At 64.0% G+C, this 21,460-nt stretch carries 16 protein-coding genes and 1 tRNA gene; 6 read left to right on the top strand and 11 right to left on the bottom strand.

The features are described 5' to 3' along the window. Positions 1 to 19 precede the first annotated feature (19 nt). Entirely contained in the window at positions 20 to 1,237 is a 1,218-nt protein-coding gene (locus FOY51_RS05750; protein WP_149429226.1) for an acyl-CoA dehydrogenase family protein, read from the top strand. A gap of 223 nt (positions 1,238 to 1,460) precedes the next feature. Next, positions 1,461 to 3,104, top strand: coding sequence for an acyl-CoA synthetase (locus FOY51_RS05745; protein ID WP_149429225.1), 1,644 nt, complete (start codon positions 1,461 to 1,463; stop codon positions 3,102 to 3,104). An 18-nt stretch (positions 3,105 to 3,122) separates the two neighbouring features. On the opposite strand, the gene FOY51_RS05740 is transcribed toward FOY51_RS05745, so the two are convergent. Further along, entirely contained in the window at positions 3,123 to 4,757 is a 1,635-nt protein-coding gene (locus tag FOY51_RS05740) for a long-chain fatty acid--CoA ligase (protein WP_149429517.1), read from the bottom strand. Positions 4,758 to 5,013: 256 nt separating this feature from the next. On the opposite strand from FOY51_RS05740, the gene FOY51_RS27925 reads away from it, so the two are divergent. Next, a complete protein-coding gene (locus FOY51_RS27925) occupies positions 5,014 to 6,432 on the top strand; it encodes a GmrSD restriction endonuclease domain-containing protein (RefSeq protein ID WP_149429224.1) in 1,419 nt (472 codons plus the stop codon). Positions 6,433 to 6,462: 30 nt separating this feature from the next. Here the strand turns inward: FOY51_RS27925 and FOY51_RS05730 are convergent, their stop codons facing one another. The 4 genes from FOY51_RS05730 to FOY51_RS05715 all read right to left on the bottom strand — a co-directional run bounded on the left by FOY51_RS05730 (position 6,463) and on the right by FOY51_RS05715 (position 10,372). Then, complete coding sequence (locus FOY51_RS05730) at positions 6,463 to 6,891, bottom strand: CBS domain-containing protein (protein WP_149429516.1); 429 nt, start codon at positions 6,889 to 6,891, stop codon at positions 6,463 to 6,465. A 67-nt stretch (positions 6,892 to 6,958) separates the two neighbouring features. Beyond that, complete coding sequence (locus FOY51_RS27820) at positions 6,959 to 8,371, bottom strand: protein kinase family protein (protein ID WP_149429223.1); 1,413 nt, start codon at positions 8,369 to 8,371, stop codon at positions 6,959 to 6,961. 180 nt (positions 8,372 to 8,551) lie between these two features. Beyond that, a complete protein-coding gene (locus FOY51_RS05720) occupies positions 8,552 to 9,511 on the bottom strand; it encodes an SDR family NAD(P)-dependent oxidoreductase (protein WP_149429222.1) in 960 nt (319 codons plus the stop codon). Positions 9,512 to 9,553: 42 nt separating this feature from the next. Continuing rightward, a complete protein-coding gene (locus FOY51_RS05715; protein ID WP_149429221.1) occupies positions 9,554 to 10,372 on the bottom strand; it encodes a MerR family transcriptional regulator in 819 nt (272 codons plus the stop codon). 174 nt (positions 10,373 to 10,546) lie between these two features. On the opposite strand from FOY51_RS05715, the gene FOY51_RS05710 reads away from it, so the two are divergent. Together FOY51_RS05710 and dacB are read left to right on the top strand one after the other, a co-directional pair. Then, positions 10,547 to 12,136, top strand: a complete 1,590-nt coding sequence (locus FOY51_RS05710) for a D-alanyl-D-alanine carboxypeptidase/D-alanyl-D-alanine-endopeptidase (protein ID WP_235916135.1) — start codon at positions 10,547 to 10,549, stop codon at positions 12,134 to 12,136. After that, a complete protein-coding gene (gene dacB / locus FOY51_RS05705) occupies positions 12,133 to 13,743 on the top strand; it encodes a D-alanyl-D-alanine carboxypeptidase/D-alanyl-D-alanine endopeptidase (protein ID WP_149429219.1) in 1,611 nt (536 codons plus the stop codon). The genes FOY51_RS05710 and dacB overlap by 4 nt, the downstream gene beginning before the upstream one ends. Positions 13,744 to 13,758: 15 nt before the next feature. On the opposite strand, the gene FOY51_RS05700 is transcribed toward dacB, so the two are convergent. Then, positions 13,759 to 15,183, bottom strand: a complete 1,425-nt coding sequence (locus FOY51_RS05700; RefSeq protein ID WP_149429218.1) for an aspartate ammonia-lyase — start codon at positions 15,181 to 15,183, stop codon at positions 13,759 to 13,761. Positions 15,184 to 15,295: 112 nt separating this feature from the next. On the opposite strand from FOY51_RS05700, the gene FOY51_RS05695 reads away from it, so the two are divergent. Further along, positions 15,296 to 16,579, top strand: coding sequence for a cytochrome P450 (locus tag FOY51_RS05695; RefSeq protein WP_149429217.1), 1,284 nt, complete (start codon positions 15,296 to 15,298; stop codon positions 16,577 to 16,579). Here the strand turns inward: FOY51_RS05695 and FOY51_RS05690 are convergent. From FOY51_RS05690 to FOY51_RS05670, 5 genes are all read right to left on the bottom strand, one after another. Further along, positions 16,566 to 17,387 carry an EamA family transporter gene (locus tag FOY51_RS05690; RefSeq protein ID WP_149429515.1) on the bottom strand — a complete coding sequence of 274 codons (822 nt, stop codon included), beginning with the start codon at positions 17,385 to 17,387 and terminating at the stop codon, positions 16,566 to 16,568. The genes FOY51_RS05695 and FOY51_RS05690 overlap by 14 nt on opposite strands. 40 nt (positions 17,388 to 17,427) lie before the next feature. Next, positions 17,428 to 19,080: a family 2A encapsulin nanocompartment cargo protein cysteine desulfurase gene (locus FOY51_RS05685; RefSeq protein ID WP_149429216.1), complete on the bottom strand. Its 1,653-nt coding sequence runs from the start codon at positions 19,078 to 19,080 to the stop codon at positions 17,428 to 17,430. Beyond that, on the bottom strand, positions 19,052 to 19,984 hold the full coding sequence (locus FOY51_RS05680; protein WP_149429215.1) for a family 2A encapsulin nanocompartment shell protein: 933 nt from the start codon (positions 19,982 to 19,984) through the stop codon (positions 19,052 to 19,054). Before FOY51_RS05680 ends, FOY51_RS05685 begins: the two co-directional genes overlap by 29 nt. A 38-nt stretch (positions 19,985 to 20,022) precedes the next feature. Next, positions 20,023 to 20,931, bottom strand: a complete 909-nt coding sequence (locus FOY51_RS05675; RefSeq protein WP_187776191.1) for an alpha/beta fold hydrolase — start codon at positions 20,929 to 20,931, stop codon at positions 20,023 to 20,025. Positions 20,932 to 21,136: 205 nt separating this feature from the next. Next, positions 21,137 to 21,210 (bottom strand) — tRNA-Met (locus FOY51_RS05670). Positions 21,211 to 21,460 lie beyond the last annotated feature (250 nt).

The following is a 21,460-nucleotide window of genomic DNA, read 5'->3' as shown; positions in this document are numbered from 1 at the left end:
TGTTGAACTAAGGAAACCGATGATCAACCTCGAACTTCCCAAGAAGCTGCGGGCCTCCTCCAACCAGGCCCACCAGGTCGCGGCGGAAATCTTCCGTCCGGTCTCTCGCAAGTACGACCTCGCCGAGCACGAATACCCGGTAGAGCTCGACACCATGGCGTCGATGGTGGAAGGCCTTTCGGACTCCGGCAACGACGTCGGTGGTGCCGCGGGCGGCCGCTCCGATGCAGGCCCGAAGACCACGGAGCTGCTCGGAAACTCCAACGGCGGCAACATGTCCGCGCTGCTGAACACCCTCGAAACGTCCTGGGGCGACGTCGGCCTGATGCTGTCGATCCCGTACCAGGGCCTCGGCAACGCCGCGATCGCCGCGGTGTCGACCGACGAGCAGCTGGAACGCTTCGGCAAGGTGTGGGCCTCGATGGCCATCACCGAGCCCAGCTTCGGCTCCGATTCCGCCGCCGTGTCCACCACCGCCGTTCTCGACGGTGACGAGTGGGTACTCAACGGCGAGAAGATCTTCGTCACCGCGGGCGAGCGCTCCACCCACATCGTGGTGTGGGCATCGGTCGACAAGAGCAAGGGCCGTGCGGCGATCAAGTCGTTCGTCGTCCCGCGGGACGCTCCGGGCCTGTCCGTCGCACGCCTCGAGCACAAGCTCGGCATCAAGGCGTCCGACACCGCGGTGCTGCTACTGCAGGACTGCCGGATTCCGAAGGACAACATCCTCGGTAGCCCGGAAGTCAACGTGGAGAAGGGCTTTGCCGGCGTCATGCAGACGTTCGACAACACCCGCCCGCTGGTGGCCGCGATGGCCGTCGGTGTTGCCCGTGCCGCACTCGAAGAGCTGCGCGGCATCCTGACCGAGGCCGGCGTCGAGATCTCCTACGACACCCCCGCCTACAACCAGCATGCCGCCGCCGCAGAGTTCCTGCGACTGGAAGCCGACTGGGAGGCCGCCTACCTGCTGTCCTTGCGGGCAGCGTGGATGGCCGACAACAAGCAGCCGAACTCGTTGCAGGCGTCGATGTCCAAGGCCAAGGCAGGCCGCACCGGTACCGACGTGACCCTCAAGGCCGTCGAACTGGCGGGCGCCGTCGGCTACTCGCAGCGCACCTTGCTCGAGAAGTGGGGCCGCGACTCGAAGATTCTCGACATCTTCGAAGGCACCCAGCAGATTCAGCAGCTGATCGTCGCGCGTCGCGTTCTCGGCAAGTCGTCGGCGGAACTGAAGTAACAGGGTCGTACAGAGAAGCCTCCGTTGCCGTTACGGCAACGGAGGCTTCTCGCGTCCTGGCCTGACTGTGAAGAATATTGATCGGCATCCGAGCACAATCCTTCACGATCGGCTGAAAGCCTCGATCAGGAGATCTCGGTCACTGCTAGCCTCGGCATCACACCCATTTATGACAACGCGGTCATCCTGGCTTCCCGGCGAGGAGCCGCTGGAGGTAGCGGTCATGATTTCGCCCCAAGACACCGTTCGCAAGGTCGGTGACCTCGCAAAGAGCGCCAACGTGCTGCGCCGCAGCGGGTTGTTCAATCCGCTCCGGCCGGACGAAGCTCTCCGTTCGACGACGAACGTTCTGAAGTACGGCCCGTTCGCAGGTGTTGTCATGCATGGGGCGCACCGGCATCCGTCCGCACCCGCGATCGTCGACGAGCTCGGCACCCTGACCTTTCAGGAACTCGACGACAAGTCGAACGCTCTTGCTCGGGGCTTGGCAGCTCAGGGCATCGGGCAGGGCAGCGTCATCGCCGCCCTTGCGCGCGACCACCGCGGGCTGGTGCTGTCGATGCTGGCTGCGGGCAAACTCGGTGCCCGCCTGGTCATGATGAACACCGGTTTCGCGAAGCCGCAGTTCGCCGACGTCACCAAGCGCGAGAAGGTGCAGGCTGTCCTGCACGACAGCGAGTTCTTTGGGTTGCTGGAAGCGATTCCGAGCGACATCCCGCGGATCATCACCTGGGTGGACGAGAAGGACAACGTCTCGGACGACACGCTGACCCTCGACAAGCTCATCGACGGCCAGTCGACCAAGCAGTACGGACCGCCCAGCAAGCCTGGCGGCATGATCATCCTGACGAGCGGTACCACCGGAACGCCGAAGGGTGCTCCGCGCGACCGGGTTTCACCGTTGCAGTCGGCTCAGTTCCTGGACCGGATCCCGCTGCCGAGCGAAGGCACCGTCTTCATGGCCGCGCCGATCTTCCACAGCACCGGTCTCTCGCAGTTCACAATCGCGCTGGCGCTGGGCAACAAGGTGGTGTTCCAGCGCAGGTTCAAGCCGGAGACCACTGTCGAAGGCGTTGCCAAGCACAAGGCGGACGCGCTGGTGGTGGTGCCGACCATGCTGCAGCGCATGATCGACCTGGACCCCGACTTCCTCGCCAAGCACGACACCAAGTCGCTCAAGGTCATCTTCGCCGCCGGGTCCTCGGTGTCACCCGACCTGTCGAACCGCACTGCCCAGGTGTTCGGCGACGTGCTCTACAACCTGTACGGCTCCACCGAGGTCGCCGTCGCAACGGTCGCAACTCCGACCGATCTCCGTAAGGCGCCCGGCACCGTCGGCAAGCCTCCGGTCGGTGTGCGCGTCGTCGCCCTCGACGAGAACGACAAGAAGATCACCAAGGCGCACCAGATCGGCCGACTCTTCGTCTCCAGCGGACTGAGCTTTGCCGGCTACACCGACGGCCGTCACAAAAACGTGGTCGACGGCATGCTTTCCAGTGGCGATGTCGGGCATTTCGACGAGAACGGTCTGTGGTTCGTCGACGGCCGTGACGACGACATGATCGTCTCCGGTGGCGAAAACGTGTACCCACTCGAGGTCGAGAACCTGCTCGCCGACCGCGAAGACGTCCATGATGCCGCCGTGGTGGGCGTGGACGACGCCGACTTCGGAAAGCGGTTGCGCGCGTTCATCGTTGCGGGCCCGTCGTCGAAGAAGGATGTCGACGAGATCAAGAACTACGTCAAGGACAACCTCGCGCGGTACAAGGTTCCGCGCGAGGTGATCTTCCTCGACGAACTCCCCCGTAACGCAACCGGAAAGTTGCTGCGGAAGGACCTCGTCGAAATGGATATCGACGGCAAATAGCGACGCCGGCGAGCTCGACTAGATTTCTACGACATCGAGCTCGCCGTCGCCGTACTGGGCGCGGATCTTCTTCTTGTCGAACTTGCCGACGCTGGTCTTCGGCACCTCCGAAATGAACGTCCACCGTTCCGGCAGTTGCCATTTGGCGACCTTGTCGACCAACGAGTCCCGAAGTTGTTCTGCCGTAGCCTCTTTGCCTTCGCGCAGCACAACGGCGACCAGCGGGCGCTCGTCCCACTTCTCGTCGGGCACACCGATCACCGCGGCTTCTGCGACATCGGGATTGGACATCACGGCGTTCTCGAGATCCACCGACGAAATCCATTCACCGCCGGATTTGATGACGTCCTTGGAACGGTCCACCAACGTGAGATAGCCGTTGGCCGTGATCTTTCCGACGTCACCGGTGCGCAGCCAGCCGTCGTCGAACTTGTCACCGTCGACCACGGCGCCGTCGGGCGAGTAGTACGACCCGGCGATCCACGGTCCGCGCACTTCCACCTCGCCCGTCGACTCACCGTCGTTGGGCACCACGTTGCCGTCGTCGCCGACCAGACGTGCCTGCACGCTCGCCGGGAATCGACCCTGCGTGTAGCGGTAATGCCACTCTTCGTCACCGGTCGAGCCCGCGGGCGGATGCGCGACGCTACCCAGCGGCGAGGTCTCCGTCATCCCCCACGCGTGCAAAATGCGCACGCCGTAGCGCTCCTGGAACGCCTGCATCAACGATGGCGGTGCGGCCGATCCGCCGACAACGACGTCACGCAGATGGGTGATGTCCTGCGGGTGCGCGTCCAGGTAGGTCAGCAGTCCCTGCCAGATGGTCGGCACGGCGGCGGCGAACGTCGGCTTCTCGGCGGCGAGAATCTGCGCGACCGGCTCGGGCTGCAAGAACCGGTCGGGCATCACCAGCGACGCACCTGTCATCAGCGCGGCATGCGGCAGGCCCCATGACATCGCGTGGAACATCGGCACGATCGCCAGCGTCTTGTCGGCATCCGACAGCGCCATGCCGTTTGTGGAGCACACCTGCATGGAATGCAGCCACATCGACCGATGCGAGTACAGCACGCCCTTCGGATCGCCTGTGGTTCCCGACGTGTAACACGCTGCGGCAGCGGCACGTTCGTCGATGTCGGGCCAGTCGTAGGAGTCGTTCTGCGCGCCGAGCAGGTCTGCATACGCGTGCACCTCGACGCCGGCGGGGGCTTCGAGTGCGGATGCGTCACCGTTCGTGACGATGACGTGACGCACCGTGGTCAACGACGGCAGGTACTTACCGAACAGGGGAATGAGGCTGGCATCGACCAGCACGACTTTGTCTTCGGCGTGGTTGGCAACGAAGATCAGCTGTTCGGGAAAGAGGCGGATGTTGAGCGTGTGCAGCACCGAGCCCATCGCGGGGATGGCGCCGTAGGCAGCCATGTGCTCGTTGTTGTTCCACATGAACGTGCCGACGCGGTCGCTCTCCCCGACGCCGAGTCCGCGCAACGCATTCGCGAGCCGCGCACCTTCGATTCCCAATTCGCCGAACGACATTCGACGCACGTCGGTGCCGGTCCACGTGGACACTTCTGCCTCGGAATGCACGGTCGTGCCGTATCGAAACAGCGTTGCCAGTGACAGTGGTTCGTCCTGCATGGAACTGAGCAACATTGCTGTCTCCTCGATCGAATCGAACGGTGTGCCTACCGAATGCGACGCGCTTCGGCCGCTGGCACCACCGTATACAAATGCGGTTCCCGAGACGCGGCCTATGCCAAATCGTGGCATCGCTTTTGTCCGAATCCGCGACTCCATTCGACCAGATCAGATTTACCGGAATCGCGTAACACAAATGGGTCACTTTGCGAAGTAGTTGTGGTCGCGCCCACACGGGCGCACCACCCTCCGCTCGAATGGATCATGCATGCCCGCGCACAGCCCGCTTCCGCCGAACCAGCCGGCGCAGCCTCAGACTCGGTTCGCGGATGCCATGTGGGTACGGGTAGTTGCCGGCATCCTCGGGGCCCTCTTCACAGTGTCGCTCGCGATCAGCATCGCGAGTGGCGATGCAACGCTCGCCAGCTTCACCATGACAACGGCAATCGCTGCACCACTCCTGTACGTGGCGTTCTGGCGAGCGGCTCGAATCCGCAATTGGGAAGCGGCTCATCCTGGCCTCAGGATCCCGACATCCTCGCGCAAGTACTGGATCGGGGGAACCGTAGCGGCGGTGATCCTCGCTGTGGCTGTCGACCCGAGTAACCATGTGGCGTCGGACCGACAACCGACGAAGACCGCCGCCTCAACTACGACAATCACGGCTCCGGCTGCCTCGATCACGACGGGACCGACGCAAACTACATCGGCCGAGACACCCCTGCCTGCACCGGCGCGCCCGGCCTCTGTGAGCGATTCCGACAGCGCAGAATTGGCATACGCTCAGCTCGATACATTGCCAATCAAGGGACGCGCGCAGCAAACGGGCTTCCAACGCAGCCTGTTCGGACCAGCTTGGTCAGACGACGTAACCGTCGCAAGCGGTCACAACGGCTGCGACACCCGCAACGACGTACTGCGGCGGGATATCCCCAACGCCGTTCTCCGCGCTGGATCCAACGGCTGTGCGGTGGTGTCGGGGACACTATCGGATCCATATACTGGTTCGTCCGTACAAGTCGACAGCACCGATATCGATCACGTCGTCGCGCTGTCGGATGCATGGCAGACGGGCGCGCAAAACCTTGGCGCAGCGACCATGCGCAACTTCGCAAACGATCCTGACAACCTGCAAACCACTGACCGCTCCATCAACCAGAGAAAAGGCGACGGCGACGCAGCCTCGTGGTTGCCCGCAAACAAGAGTTACCGCTGCACCTATGTATCACGGCAAATTGCTGTCAAACACACCTACGGGCTCTGGGTCACCGCACCGGAGCACGACGCAATGGCTCGTGTTCTCGCTTCATGCGGTGCCGACGTAGCGTCCACGACGACGGAGTCGGCGATCTCGACGACTACCGAAATCGTCACAACCAGAACTGAACTGCCAGAACCAGCCCGCCCGACGACGACTTCGCCGCCGCTTCAGCAAGTCGCGCCGGAAACGACGAGCGCTGCACCCGCGTACGTTCAGACGCCCGCGTATGTTCCGCCGGTCGAACCACCGTCATCGGGCGGAGACGGGTGCAGCGGTGGCTACATCAATTCGGACGGCAATTGCATCCCAAGTCCCAATGGCGACAGCTCTGGCGCAACCGCGCGCTGCAAGGACGGATCACTCTCCCATAGTCAGCATCGGAGTGGGACCTGCTCAGGCCATCATGGTGTCGCAGAGTGGTTCTGACGACGTGCAATCGTCGATAGCTCGAGCGGCTCACCCTTGCGAGATATACGCCTGCAGCTGGTCTTGGCTGTTCTTCAGCTCTTCCATCCGCATCTTCACCACGTCGCCGATGCTGACGATTCCGACCAGCTCTCTGTCCACGATGACCGGGATGTGGCGGATACGGCGCTCGGTCATCACGCCGAACAACTTGTCGACCGAATCGTCCAGAACGCAGCTGGCGATCGAGGTCGTCATGATCGCGGAGACCGGCATCGCAAGCAGGTTGGCGCCATGCGTGGTCAGGTTTCGGACAACGTCTCGCTCGGACACGATTCCAACGATTCCGTCGGGTCCGGTCACCACCATGGCACCGATGTTGTGATCGGCCATCCGTCGCAGCAGCTCGGACACCTGAGTCCCCGGATTCACGGTGTCGACACCCGCACCCTTGTTCCGCAGAACGTCGGAAACGCGCATGGCGATCACTCCCAGCATCGATGCAGTCCACACCAGGGTAGGACTTGTCGAGGTCGCGCGGAAGAGCTCAGGCGTAGCAGGGTCCGTCCGGCGGCGGGTTGTGGTAGTAGCCCGGGTAGCAGGGCAAAACGTTCGACGCCGGCGGCGCTGGCGCAGGTGCCTGCGGTGCGGGAGCCTGCTCCAGACCCGGGGCGGGATCGGTATCGGACGTGCATGGACCGTCCGGCTCCGGTGCGTGATGGTTGCCCGGGTAGCACGGCAGAACGTTCGACGCGGGCGGCGGCGCAGGTGCCGGTGCGGGTGCGGGAGGCGGCGGCGCAGGTGCAGGCATTTGGGGCGCAGGTGCGGGCGGCGCTGGGGGCGCGGGTGCTTGGGGCTCCGGTGCTTGGGGCACGGGCTGTGCGGGCTCCGCAGGCGAAGCCGGTTCCGGTGATTCGGTCGTCGGCGCGGAGGTTGCCGCCGGAGCCGCTGGCGGCGCGGGAACAGCACTGGACTGCGTTGTCTGCGAGGTGCTGACAGCAGGACCGTCGTCGACTGCCGGAACCGGGACGTTCGAGTTCCATTTCGACGCCATGCTCGCTACACCCCAGATGACGAGCGCAAGCACCAAGACCCCGGCTAGGCCGATCCATCGTGGCGAGATCGACCGACGACCCTCCGTCGCGGCAGTCGCGTGTGTCGCGGGGGCTACGACAGGGCGGGGTCCGGCGACGGCTGCTGCGGCTGCAGCCGCCTCTGGATTGAGGGCCCGATCGAGTACGTAGATGATGGTCGCCGCGGTGCGAACGCCGCCCTTGCCGGTGTCGAGTGTGCGCTCGGCAAGATCGGAAATCGCGTACGGCACTTCGGGTCGCACGGTCCGCGGGGACACCGGCGAACCATCTGGCTTGCGATCTGCGGGCGGCAAGCCACCCGTGTCCGATCCACTGGGATCGGGCCAGTGCGCGGTGAGCAACGCATAGAGGACGGCGCCCAGACCGTGAACGTCTGCTCGTTGGTCCGCATCGGGCTGAATCGCAGGAAATGCGAGGACGGCGTTGCCGTGTTCGTCGATGCGGACTCGATCCGGATGGTCGATCGACAGTACGTTTCCGCGGCGGTGCGCCAACTCGGCCGCAGCGGCCAGCGACTGCACGGCGCGCCCGGCCTCCGTCGGCGACATGTCGTCGGCGGCTTCACGCAGTGAGCGCCCTGGCGTCCACTCCGCAACGACCACACCCTCGGGACCCGATTCGACCACGTCCAGAACTCGCGCCAAACCAGGCGAATCGATGCGGCCCAATCTCAACGTGCGTTCCAGCACCGATGCACCTCTGGACAGGTCCGGTCCGGTTGCCTCAGAGTTAGCGGGAACCAGCGTCACCGCAACATCGCGTTCGAGCGTCGTGTCGAGCGCACGCCAGAATTGCAGGCCGTTGGCCCCGCCGTGGTGCGCCAGCAATCGATAGCGGCCACCGCCGACCAGAGTCCCTGCAGTCATCCTTCGACTGGACTCGTCACTCCCCGCAGACGTCGAATCCGATCCGGTCATCAGCACATACTGGCGCGTGACGCGAGGAATAGCCAACCGAACGCTGATAAGACGCGCCGAGAACCGGGACATTCTGCGCAGTTTGGTCGGTAGCGAGATGATTGCGGCAGTTGCAAGTCCGGCCGGATGTCAACGCAATTCGGCCGGCTCCTCGTCTGATCGTAGGCCTGCGAGTTGCTTGGAGTCGTTCCACAACGCGGCCGCACGACCCTCGTCATAGGACACCGTCGACGATCGCCGCTTCGACAGCCTGCCCTCTTTCGCCTGCAGGTAGGAGCCGCTCGAGTGCTTCGGATCAACGGCAACCTCGGCCAGCGCTGCGCCCGAGAACTCGGCGGTCGAGGTCGTCACACCGATGCGCTTTTCGAGCCACCCCATCGGTCGACTCTTCGCAATCCACTGCACAGCCTTGGGCATGTCGCGCAGAAAACCCGTGTCGGGGATGGCGCCGGGATCGAACGCGATGGCAGTGATCGAACTGCCCGCGCGATCGAGCCGCCGGGCAAGTTCGTACGCATACAGGACGTCACACAATTTGGACGTCGAGTAGCGCTTCCCCGCCGACAGAGCCTTCGCTCCGTCCTTCCCGTCGTTGGCCAGTGCGACGGCATTCGGCTCGACCGCCGCGCCGACCAACTTTCCGTCCATCGTGTCCGGGTCGTGGGTTCCGCTCGCTGTGAACACGAATCGGCCATCGGCCGCGACCACCGGACACAGCAGTTCCACGAGCAGAAAGTGCCCGAGGCAGTTCGTCGCGAACGTGAGCTCGTAGCCTTCTGGGCTGTATCGCTCCGGACCGTCGAACCGGCCGCCCGCGTTGCAGATCACCGCGACCAACGAGTCGATCTCACCGTCCTCGACCATCGATCGGCAATGGGCGGCCGCGCTGCGCACCGACGCCAACGACGATGTGTCTATCTCGACCATGCCGACGTGCACGCCGTGCGCGGTCCGAAGCTCGTCGGCGACCGACTCCATCCGAGCCAGGCTCCGCCCAGCAAGAACGACGTTGTATCCCTGCGCCGCCAGGCTTCTGGAGCATTCGAGCCCGATACCGGAATGACCACCCGTGATGAGCACACTTGCCATGCGTAGGTCCCCCTGGCCGTCGGTACGACCACAGTAACCGTGTCAGTCGACCATTGCGGAGATCTCCACGACGGCGTCGTCGGGGCCTGCAGATTCGGGGTCGAGGAGGAAGATCTGCTGGGGCACCCACGTCACATCGGGCCGGTTTTTCTGCACCCAGTTGTGCAAGGTCTCGAAACCGACTGTGCTGTGCAGATCGGACTTGGGCACCGTCAGATATGCCTCTGTTCCGCCGGCTTCTTCGTTCACTCGGGCTTCCGGCAGCTGGTCGCGGACGCGGTCTGCGCCGTGAACATCGGACAATGGTAGGCAGAACTCGACCGGCCCGTCGGAGTCGCGGCTGACTTCGGCGTGGAACCGAAGAAACGGCCGCCCGGCCTGGCCGCCCAGTGGCGCGACCTTGTCCGGCGTCAGGATCGAGATCATTTCTCGGATGAACGGGGCGATGTCGTCGGCCGCAAGGTGCCGCCCGATCTTCACGAGTGCCCTGGTGGGAACCGGTCGCGTCGATACTTCGTACATGTCGGACTCCGTATCCTTCAACGTGTCGAGGAGCAGCTGAGCGAGCGCCCGCTGCGACGCAACGTCCGCTTCGCGGCGACACCAGAAGTCGCCGACCGCGTCGGCCGCCTCGGCGTCGGGAAGGTCCAACACCTCACGGATCTGCGCCAACGGCATATCCAGCCGCCTCAGCATCGACACCCGTCGCGCTCGCTCGAGCTGCTCGACGACGTACCACCGATACCCGGTGTGCGGGTCGACGCGTTGCGGCGTCAGCAGGTCCAGCCGGTCGTACAGGCGTAGCGCCTTCGCGGACAGATGCGATTTGGCCGAGAACTCGCCGATACTCAGCCAGCCCATTCATTGCCTCCTCGAACCGGACGACTTGTCCGGCTCCATCACCGTGCGCCCTGCCCCGAGGGCAAGGTCAAATTCATCATGCGCTTCCCGCACGGCTCTGGTCACGTATCGCAATTGGGTAGAGAATTCTTGTGTCGTCCGGTCGGGGCCGCAGTTCGTCGAAGGAGTGGGCCTGTGAGATCCGGAATTCGCGCTCTCGTCCCGGTCGTCATCCTGCTGGCATCACTCGCGGCATGCACAACCCAATCCGACAAGGCCGACTCCCCCACCGGAACAATCGGATCACTGCCCGACGCAGCCAGGCAGATCATGGCAAAGCCCGCATATGCGGGCGCGCGGTGGCTCTACTACGTCGCCGATCCCAACACCGGAAAGGCTGTGCTCGCCAACGCACCCGACCAGCTGGTGTTCACCGGATCCACTGCCAAGGAGTTCACGATCGGGACGGTCTACGACACCCTCGGAACCGAAACCCGCCTCACCACACCGGTATACGCATCGGCGCCGACGGTCGCAGGCACGGTCTCGGGCAACCTGGTGCTGGTCGCGTCGGGTGATCTGACGCTCGGCGGCCGAGGCGCGCTGCAAGGCAAGGTCGATCACACCTTCACCGCAACCAGCGTCGATCACGTCTACGGCGACATCGCCCCCAACACAACGAAAGTCGCCGACGACCCGCTCGCCGGACTGAACGACCTCGCCCACCAGGTCGCTGCGAAGGGCATCACCAGAATCGACGGCGACGTGGTGATCGACACCCGCATCTGGGAGACCTTCAAGGGTCAGGAAGGTCTCGTTCCGCCCATATTCGTCAACGACAACATTCTCGATATCGACGTCACACCAGGCGATGTCGGGCAACTCGCATCGATAGCGACGACGCCGCAGACGTCCGCCTTCACCGTCGAGTCGAAGGTGACGACGGCCGACACGGCGACCGGCTTGCAGGTCGCAGCCGATCCGAACGACCCCCGCCATATCGTCGTCACCGGAACTGTCGCGCCAGGAAAGCCTGCCGCGACGATCTATCGGATTCCCGACGCGGCATCGTGGGCACGGACGTTGTTCGTCGAAGCTCTCGGACGTGCAGGTGTCACCGTCGCCGCTCCGGCTCTGAGTTCCAACAACGAGGCCGGGTTGCCCGCGCCCACAAGCTATCCGGCCGATCGACAAGTGGCAGCGTTCCAATCGCCGACGATGAAAGCCTTCGGATCGATGATCCTGGAGACCAGCTACAACACCGGCGCCAATGCGATGATGTGTCTCCTCGCCGTCGAAGCCGGATCCACCGACTGCACAGCGGGATTGAAAACCATCCGCGACGAAGTCGAGATGGCCGGGCTGAACTCCAACGAGGTGGTCTTGGTCGACGGGCAAGGTGCCGATCCTGCTTCGACCACCCCCAAGCAGATGGCGGCGTGGATGCAGTGGGCGGCCGGCCAGAGCTGGGGACCGGATTTCGTTGCAGGCCAGCCCATTCTGGGCGTCACCGGATCGCTGGCGTCGTCCGGCGCGGACAGTCCCGCCAAGGGCAAGGTGCTGGCCAAGACCGGGACGAGTGCCGCAGTGGACCCCGCAACGGGCCGCGCGCTGTTCAACGTGCAAAGCCTGGCGGGCTATCTCGTAAGGGACAACGGCAAGAACTTGGTGTTCGGTCTGTCGATGAGCGGCGGCACCTATCCGGACGTTCTGACCGGCCTCCACGATGCGGGTGACGACGTCGCGATGGTGGCAGCCGCAATTCAGCAGGCGTTCGAAAAATGAAGCGACGCGCGTTCCTCGCCGGCATCGGCGTCACCGTGGTGGCGGCGTCATGCAGTAGCAACTCCACGCCGACCGCATCGTCGAAGAACATCCCCGATGCCATATCCGCGATCCTGCGCAAACCCCGCTATGCACAGGCGAAATGGAGCCTGCTGGTGGCCGACGTCTCGACCGGCGAGACGCTCTACGAACTCGATGCCGATCGCATGGCACTCACCGGGTCCACCCGAAAACTGTTCTCCGTCGGTACAGCATTGAACGCACTCGGTGCCGACCACCGCGTCACCACACCTGTTCATCGGCTCGGGACTGTCGACGCCGGCGTGCTGAACGGCAATCTGGTGCTGGTCGGCAACGGCGACCTGACGTTCGGTGGACGGCGCATCGACGCGAACACCGTGCAATACACCGACTTCGATCACAACGACGCCAACGCACTCGGCACCGCGATCCTCACCCCGCAGGATCCGCTGTACGGCGTCACCGAGTTGGCAAAGCAGGTGAAGGCATCGGGAATCAATGCGGTCAACGGTGACGTCGTCATCGACGATCGACTCTTCACCCCCTACCGAGTGCCCAACGGCAACCTCCTGATCACTCCGATTCTGTTGAACGAGAACATGGTCGATGTCACCGTCGATCCGACGCAGCCAGGCCAGCCTGCGCGGCTCGACTATCGACCGAGGACCGCGGCTCTTGCCGTGACAGGAGCAATCACCACCGGACCTGCCGATTCGACGAGTTCCGTGGCACTGTCGGACCAAGGCCGGATCGAATGCGTCGGATCACCGGGATGCGGCGGTTCCGTGTCGGGTGACATTCCCGCCGGTTACAAAGCGCCACTCACCGGCAGCGAGACCTTCGTCGGCACGTTCCGCATCGACGATCCCGCATCGTTCGCCCGCACGGCATTCATCGAAGCCCTTGCGGCGCAGGGTGTCACGGTGACGGCGCCCGCTGTCGCCAAGAACCCACCGCCACCCGCAACGACGAGCTACTCCGACGACACCCGGGTCGCCTCGTTCGAGTCCGCACCCCTGCGCCAGGACGCGCGACTGATACTCAAGGTCAGCCTCAATCTCGGCGCCAACCTTGCGCTCAGCTTGTTCGGACTCAGCAAGGGCCGCAACACCATCCAGGGCGCGTTGGCCGCCGAACGCCAGTCGTTGATCGACCAGTACGGCGTCGACGGCAACCAGTTCTCGTTCCCCACCAACGGAAGTGGCACCCCGGACAGCCAAGCTGCACCGCGTGCACTCGTCCGGTTGCTCACGGCGATGGCGAAGACCCCGGTAGCCGCCGACTTTCAGTCTGCGCTGCCGATCATGGGCGTCGACGGATCGCTCGCGCACACCGGACAGACCCTCGCAGGCAAGGGACACGTCTTCGCCAAACCCGGCACCACGATCATGCCCGGAGCCGACGGTGAGACTCTGGAACTCGAGGCGCAGAACCTCGCCGGCTACATCGAGACCAAGAGCGGACGCACGGTGGCGTACGCGGTGATGGTCAACGACGCAGGCCCGGTCCTGAACATCGCCGACGACGTCGGCGCGGTATTCGAAGATGAGGGCGAGATATCGAGCATCATCTACGAGACCCTCTAGAACTGTGCGTGAAGTTCAGTGCTCTGGCACCGAATTTCGCGCACGGCCGGTGAGGTGCGACGGCGACAGCAGCGCATCGATCTGACTCTGGCTCAAGAGGTTTCGCTCCAAGACCAGCTCGGCGATGTTGCGGCCGTTGCTCAGCGCCTCCTGCGCGATAGCGGTTGCGGAGGCGTAGCCGATCGCCGGGTTCAGAGCGGTCACCAACCCGATCGACTTCGCAACGACCGCGGCGAGATGCTCGGTGTTGGCGGTGATCCCTTCGACGCACCTGGTCTGCAGGGTGGCGCACCCCGCCGCCAGGTGCGCCATGCCGTCGAACAACGACTTCGCGATGATCGGCTCGAAGGCGTTGAGCTGCAACTGCCCGCCCTCGGCCGCGAGCGTGACCGTGACGTCGTTTCCGATCACCTCGAACGCGATTTGGTTGACCACCTCCGGAATCACCGGGTTGACCTTGCCGGGCATGATCGACGAGCCGGCTTGCCGTGCGGGAAGATGAATTTCGTTCAAGCCTGCACGCGGACCCGACGACAGTAGCCGAAGATCACTGCAGATCTTCGACAGCTTGACCGCCACCCGCTTGAGGACACCGGACAACTGAACGAACACGCCGACGTCCTGCGTCGCTTCGATCAGGTCGCTCGCGCCGACCAACGAGTCGATGCCCGTGATCGCACGCAGATTCGCCAGCGCCAACTGTTGGTACTCGGGATGCGCGTTGAGGGCCGTGCCGATCGCGGTCCCGCCGAGGTTCAGCTCGTGCAGCAGTATCCTGGCTTCCTCCAAACGCGTCTCGTCTTCGGCCAACGTGACTGCATACGTGGCGAATTCCTGACCGAGCGTCATCGGAACGGCATCTTGCAGTTGGGTGCGACCGATCTTGAGAACGTCGGCGAACTCCACGGCCTTGGCGGCGAACGCCTCGCGCAGGCTGGCGACGGCCCGTCGCAACTCGACGACGTAGCCGTCGAGCGCAAGCTTCACTGCGGTCGGGTAGACATCGTTGGTGCTCTGCCCCTTGTTCACGTGATCGAGCGGATGACAGGTGCCGTAGTCGCCCTTCGGTTTTCCGAGAATCTCCAGTGCGACGTTGGCGATCACCTCGTTGGCGTTCATGTTCGTGGAGGTGCCCGCACCACCCTGGATCATGTCGACGACGAATTGATCACCGAACGCACCACCGCGAATCTGCTCGCACGCGGCGATGATCGCATCCCCTTCCGTGCGGTCCAGCAGCGACAGATCTCGGTTGGCCGTCGCTGCCGCCTGCTTCACCGCTGCGAGAGCGGCGATGAAGCCCGGATAGGACGCGAGCGTGACGCCGCTGATCGGGAAGTTGTCGACCGCCCGCGCGGTGTGTGCACCGTAGTAGGCGTCGGCGGGGACGTCGAGGTCGCCGATCAGATCGTGCTCGACTCTGGTGTTCGCAAGGTTCATGTCTGTAACTATCTGCCGTCACGTCGGCGCACCGCAACGGTACGAGCAGACGGGTAGCGAAGACTGCGAGAGAGCTCATACGGTGATGCGAAGACCGAAGCAGGGGGCAGCGATGAAGCAGCAGGTGCGGTGGGCGGCGACCCAGGCGGTATTGCGGGCCGCCGCCCGATACGGCGTCCGAAAGGGCGATCCGCAAGCCCGGCTGATCGCGGATCCACGGGTACTCGCCGATCCGACGCCGTATTTCGAGGAACTTCGCGCACAAGGTCCATTGGTCCGAGGACGCGTTGCCTTCATCACGGTCGACCACCACGTCGCTCACGACCTGCTCCGATCCGAAGACTTTCACGTCGTCAACATGGGTCGGAACCTTCCGCGCCCACTGCGATGGGTCGAGGAACACACGCGCGGCGGCGTGCTGCACCCGCTGCAGCCGCCGTCCCTGCTGGCCGTCGAACCGCCGACGCACACTCGATATCGAAAGACGGTGTCGTCGGTCTTCACACCGAGAGCCGTTGCAGCACTTGGAGACCGGGTAGAAACCGCGGCGAACTCACTGCTCGACGAGATCGACGGTCGCGCCGGCGCAGTCGACATCGTCGAGCACTATTGCGCGCGACTCCCTGTTGCGATCATCGGCGACATCCTCGGTGTGCCCGAGCACGATCGACCACGAATTCTCGAGTTCGGCGAGTTGGCCGCACCCAGTCTGGACATCGGCCTGAGCTGGCCGCAGTACCAGCGGGTGCAGCGCGGCCTCGAAGGGTTCGGCCATTGGCTGACCTCGCATCTGAACTATCTTCGGCGCAATCCTGGCGACAATCTGATGAGCCAGCTGATCCAGAAGTCGGACGCGGGCGCACACCTCACCGATGTCGAGTTGCAAGCCACAGCCGGATTGGTGCTCGCGGCCGGCTTCGAAACGACCGTCAACCTGCTGGGCAACGGGATCGACCTACTGCTCGCCTCGCCAGATCAGCGACAGATGCTTTCGGACCGCCCGGAACTGTGGTCCAACGCCGTAGAGGAAATTCTGCGGATGGAGTCGCCTGTGCAGATCAGCGCACGCGTCGCGCGTACCGACCGCGTGATCGCCGGGACTCCCGTCCAACGGGGTGAGATGGTGGTGATCTCGCTGGCGGGCGCCAACCGCGACCCGAGCGTTTTCGACCACCCCGCGAATTTCGATGTCGAACGCAGCAACGCGAACAAGCACCTGTCCTTCTCCGCGGGCCGGCACTTCTGTCTGGGCGCAGCGCTCGCACGCGCGGAGGGCGAGGTGGGTCTGCGTACCTTCTTCGAGCGTTTTCCCGACGTAGCACCAGCTGGAAAGGGAACGCGACGCGAGACCCGTGTGCTGCATGGGTGGGCGTCGTTGCCCGTCACGCTCGCGTAGGCGCCGCCGCGCGATTGCTCAGCACCAGCGCGACCACGACGAGCCCGATGCCGGCCGATTCGAACACGGTCGGCACCTGCCGCAGCACCACCAGACCGACCACCACAGCCGCAACCGGCAGCAGAGCCAACAGCAATGCGAACTGCGCCTGTCCGACCTTGCGCAGGATCACCTGGTCCAGCGAATACGGCACCACTGTCGACAGCACACCCAGCGCCAGGCCCAGCACCAGCACACGCGCGGTCGGAGTCGATGCGTCCCAGCGCAGCACGATCGATACGAGGATCGGCGAGGTGACCACTGCCGCGATTGCAAACCCGACGGCCAGCGATTCCATCGGAGCGCCTCTGCTCGACACGCGCTTTCCGAGGACGATGTAGCCCGCCCAACACGCCGCGGCCGTCAATGCGAACACGACGCCGAGGGGCTCCGACGTCACCTGCACGTCGGCGATCAGCACGACGCCGACGGCTCCGGCCACCACCGCGAGCGCTCCACTCCGCGACCGTGACCCCCACGCCGCAACCACGATCGGACCGACGAACTCGACGGCAACCGCTGTGCCGAGCGGGATTCGAGCGATCGCCTCGTAGAAGAAGATGTTCATCAGCGCGGTCACCGTCCCGAACGACCCGGCGACCAACACTGTGCGGCCGTTCCAGGCCGCACTGCGTGGCCGCACGATCACGACCAACACCAGGGCAGCGCCGACGATGCGCAACCATGCGACACCGGCAGGCCCGATGTGGTCGAACAACCCGATCCCAAGCGCGGCACCCAGATACATCGAGCAGCCACTCACCGTCATCAATACCGGCGATGGAGCTATGCGACGCACCCGCCAGAGGCTACCGTTGCCCCGCATCGGCAGCGAGCTGGTGCAGCGTTGCGATCAGACGATCCACTTCCGCGCACGTGTTGTAGAACGCGAGCGACGGACGCACCGTTGCCTCCAGTCCGAATCTGCGCAGAATCGGCTGCGCACAGTGATGTCCGGCGCGAACCGCGATCCCCTTCTCGTTGAGCGCTTTTCCGACCTCGAGCGACTCGTAGCCGTCGAGCACGAACGACATGACGCTGGCCTTCTCGCGCGCCGTCCCGATCAGATGCAGACCCGGCACGTCCTTCAGACCGGCAGTCGCGTATTCCAGCAGGAAGTGCTCGTACTTGGCGATGTTCTCGATGCCCAGCCGCTCGACGTACTCGATCGCGGCGCCCAAACCGACTGCGTCGGCGATGTTTCCGGTGCCCGCTTCGAAGCGACCGGGTGGCGGTTGATAGATGGCCCGCTCGAGAGTCACATCGGCGATCATGTTGCCACCGCCCTGCCACGGCGGCATGTCCTGCAAGACCTCCGTGGTTCCGTAGACGACGCCGATACCCGTGGGCCCGAAGATCTTGTGTCCGGAGAAGACGAAGAAGTCGGCGCCGAGAGCTTGCATGTCGACTTTGGTGTGCGGAATCGATTGCGCCCCATCGATCAACACGGTCGCACCGGCACGCTTGGCCTCCGACACGATGTCGGCGACCGGTGTCATCGTCCCCAGCGCGTTCGAAACGTGGGTGACCGACACGAGTTTCGTCCGATCCGACAGCAACCGGGTGTACTCCCCCATCAACAGCTGCCCCGACTCGTCGACCGGAATCACCTTGATCACCGCGCCGGTCTCCGACGCCAGCATCTGCCAGGGCACGATGTTCGCGTGATGCTCGAGGTGGGAGATGACGATCTCGTCACCGGCGCGAATATTCTTGCGCCCCCAGGTCTGTGCGACGAGATTGATGGCTTCCGTCGCACCGCGAACGAAGATGATCTCCTCGCTCGAGGCTCCGATGAAGCGGGCGATGGTGTCGCGGGCGTGTTCGTACGCATCGGTCGAACGGGCCGCCAGTTCGTGCGCCGCGCGGTGAATGTTGGAATTCTCGTGTTCGTAGAAGTAGCTGACGCGATCGATCACCGACTGTGGCTTCTGGGTGGTCGCGGCATTGTCGAACCACACCAACGGATAGCCGTTGACCCGCTCGCGCAAGATAGGAAAGTCCGCCCGAACGGCATTGACGTCGAACGCTGGGTGCCGAGCTCGGCCGAGGTCGGGAATCGGCTCGGCACCGCGGTCGAGGAAGTAGAAGTGCGGTGCAGGCGGTGCCGCATCAGGTGTTGCGCGATAGACGTTCGGTTGGTCGAGAAAGTAAAAATCCGACGCCGGTAACCGTTGGGGTGCAGCAGGCGCGATCGTCGCCCAAGACGGCACCTCGGGAACATAGGTACCGCCGAGACCCGACGACGATGTGGCGTAGGACGTGGCGGCCGAACTGGGTGGCGGACCACTGGGCGGACTCGTCGGCACAGCGGTGCTCGGCTGCGCTACGCCGGGCGAAGCCACCCCCGGCAAGCTCGAAAAGAACTCGCCAGCAAGCTTGTTCAGCGTCGCTTCGTCGGGCAGCCAGTGCGGGGTCGAGGCCCCGTCGGGCTCACTTCCGGTACTTGGGTGCGTAGTCATGGAACTTGTCGACGTCGGCACCTTCGAGCAACGCGATCGCGTCGTCGGTCAGAACGACGAGAGAGCAGTACAGCGAAACCAAGTAGGACGCGATGGCGCTGCGATCGATGCCCATGAACTTCACGGACAGCCCAGGGCTCTGCTCGCCTGCGAGACCTGGCTGGAACAGCCCGACCACACCTTGCCGCGACTCTCCCGTCCGAATCAGCAGAAAACTGGTCTTTCCGCCGGTGACCGGCACCTTGTCCGACGGGATTATCGGAATCCCTCGCCACGTCAGAAACTGGGATCCGAACAGGCTCACCGTCGGCGGGGGTACGCCGCGTCGGGTGCATTCTCTGCCGAACGCGGCGATGCCCTCCGGATGGGTCAGGAAGAATCCGGGCTCCTTCCACACTTTGGTGATCAGGTTGTCGAGGTCGTCCGGTGTCGGCGGGCCTGCGAGCGTGGAGATTCGTTGTTTGGCAGGGGTATTGGCGATCAACCCGTAGTCGGGGCTGTTGATCAGTTCGCCTTCTTGGTGTTCTTTGATGGCTTCGATCGTCAACCGCAACTGCTGCGCGATCTGATCGTGCGGACTGGAGTACAGATCCGAGACTCGAGTGTGTACGTCGAGAATGGTGTGCACCGCTTTGAGCCGGTACTCCCGCGGATCCTTCTCGTAGTCGATGAACGTCTCGGGCAGCGGCGACTCGTCGAAGTTGTCGCACTGGATGTCGACAGTGTCTTCGTCGGTGACCCGGTTGCGGCGGTAGATACCCGCCTCGACCGGAATCCAATTCAGTAGATGAACCAACCATCGCGGGGAGATCGATTCCATCTGAGGAACGGTTTTGGTCGCATTCGCCAGGGTGCGGGCGGCATCATCGCCCAACGCCATCGGCTGCGGTCCACCAGTCGCCATCGCGTACTCCTCGGGTCTGAAGAGATGGGGGCAGATATTCAACCGAGGCGATCGTAACCCCGCCCGATCACGCTGGCGAGACCTTCGTCTGTCCAGGCCCTCAGCTCTTCTGCCACCGCGATCGGGTGCTCGAGGCAAATCATGTGTCCAGCGCCCGGGATGCGGACGAACTCGGCATGCGGAACACGATCGACTATGTCGACGGAGCGCGCGATCGGCGTCACCCGATCCGCGTCGCCACCCATCACGAGCACTGGAACCCGCACTGTGGCAAGAACATCGAGCCCGGCGCGTTCGTCGAGTAGTGCGAACTCGCGCATGAACGCTGCGACGGTGGCGATGTCCGTGTCGTTGATCAGCTGGTCCGTGAGCACGGCAAGGTCGCGGCTCACCGGTTGCGTTCCGGTGCACGCTGCGGCAATGAACGGGGCCAACAGTCGTCGGGCCGAGCGGCGCAAGGTCTTTGTCATTCCTGGCGCGTGACGGGTGGCGGCGCGCAAGACGTCCGGGAGCGGGGTCCGTAGCAATCGGCCAAGGCCTCGAGCCGTCAACCCGTGCGCGGCGGTCGAGAGCAGCGCCACCCCGCTCACCCGATCCTCCACGAACTCGGGGTGCTGACGGGCGAACGACAACACCCCCATCGCGCCCATGGAGTGCCCGACCAGGACAACGGGCCCGACCGGAACCAGCACCCGTAGAACCGAATCCAGGTCGGTCCCGAGTTGGGTGATGGTGCACGACTCGGACGGGCCGACCTCGGAGCGACCGTGTCCACGCTGGTCGAAGAACACCAGCCGAACCCGACGGCCGAACGCTTGGCGGAGGGCAGTCCATTGCGGAACCCATGCAGCGGACCCGAGACAGTAACCGTGCGCGAACACAACAGTCAGCGGCGCATCGGCGGGACCGAGCTCGGTGGCCGCCAGCCGAATTCCGTCATCGGCCATCACGGAAGAACACCGTGGCCGGTGGGGTGCAATGTCACTGATCCCGGTCATCGCGGAAACCTCCTGCTCGCCCGTCGGTTCCCAGAGTCGACGCCTGCACTGGACAACTGCTGCCGGATGCCTCGACTCTCACTAGGGGCAGGAGCTCGCGACCAAGAAGACAAAAAAAGAACCAGCGCCCGAAGGCACTGGTTCTCTTCTTTAGTAGCGGGGACAGGATTTGAACCTGCGACCTCTGGGTTATGAGCCCAGCGAGCTACCGAGCTGCTCCACCCCGCGGTGTGAGGACTACGTTACACACCCCGTGGAGCGGAGTGCAAATCGCCTCCCCACCTCCATTCTTCGGCTCGCAAGTGGCCGAAACAAACGTGACCGGGGCCACTGCATAACGGTGATCCGACGCACATAACGTACATATAACGAACATAAAACGAATCGAAATATTTGCAGCCTGAGCTGCAGCGATGCCGAATCGATGACCGCCTTTCTGGACGCTCTACCAATTTCTCGCGCTGTTTACGGCCTCGAA

This window comes from Antrihabitans cavernicola (assembly GCF_008297975.1).
Taxonomy (GTDB): Bacteria; Actinomycetota; Actinomycetes; order Mycobacteriales; family Mycobacteriaceae; genus Antrihabitans; species Antrihabitans cavernicola.
This window is presented reverse-complemented; position numbering and strand designations above follow the sequence as displayed.

Bases quoted from the DNA above. Each gene is read 5' to 3' on its own strand.
- FOY51_RS05750 (WP_149429226.1), top strand. From the start codon at position 20: ATGATCAACCTCGAACTTCCCAAGAAGCTGCGGGCCTCCTCCAACCAG.
- FOY51_RS05745 (WP_149429225.1), top strand. From the start codon at position 1,461: ATGATTTCGCCCCAAGACACCGTTCGCAAGGTCGGTGACCTCGCAAAG.
- FOY51_RS27925 (WP_149429224.1), top strand. From the start codon at position 5,014: ATGCCCGCGCACAGCCCGCTTCCGCCGAACCAGCCGGCGCAGCCTCAG.
- FOY51_RS05730 (WP_149429516.1), bottom strand. From the start codon at position 6,891: ATGCGCGTTTCCGACGTTCTGCGGAACAAGGGTGCGGGTGTCGACACC.
- FOY51_RS27820 (WP_149429223.1), bottom strand. From the start codon at position 8,371: ATGACTGCAGGGACTCTGGTCGGCGGTGGCCGCTATCGATTGCTGGCG.
- FOY51_RS05720 (WP_149429222.1), bottom strand. From the start codon at position 9,511: ATGGCAAGTGTGCTCATCACGGGTGGTCATTCCGGTATCGGGCTCGAA.
- FOY51_RS05715 (WP_149429221.1), bottom strand. From the start codon at position 10,372: ATGGGCTGGCTGAGTATCGGCGAGTTCTCGGCCAAATCGCATCTGTCC.
- dacB (WP_149429219.1), top strand. From the start codon at position 12,133: ATGAAGCGACGCGCGTTCCTCGCCGGCATCGGCGTCACCGTGGTGGCG.
- FOY51_RS05700 (WP_149429218.1), bottom strand. From the start codon at position 15,183: ATGAACCTTGCGAACACCAGAGTCGAGCACGATCTGATCGGCGACCTC.
- FOY51_RS05695 (WP_149429217.1), top strand. From the start codon at position 15,296: ATGAAGCAGCAGGTGCGGTGGGCGGCGACCCAGGCGGTATTGCGGGCC.
- FOY51_RS05690 (WP_149429515.1), bottom strand. From the start codon at position 17,387: ATGACGGTGAGTGGCTGCTCGATGTATCTGGGTGCCGCGCTTGGGATC.
- FOY51_RS05685 (WP_149429216.1), bottom strand. From the start codon at position 19,080: ATGACTACGCACCCAAGTACCGGAAGTGAGCCCGACGGGGCCTCGACC.
- FOY51_RS05680 (WP_149429215.1), bottom strand. From the start codon at position 19,984: ATGGCGACTGGTGGACCGCAGCCGATGGCGTTGGGCGATGATGCCGCC.
- FOY51_RS05675 (WP_187776191.1), bottom strand. From the start codon at position 20,931: ATGGCCGATGACGGAATTCGGCTGGCGGCCACCGAGCTCGGTCCCGCC.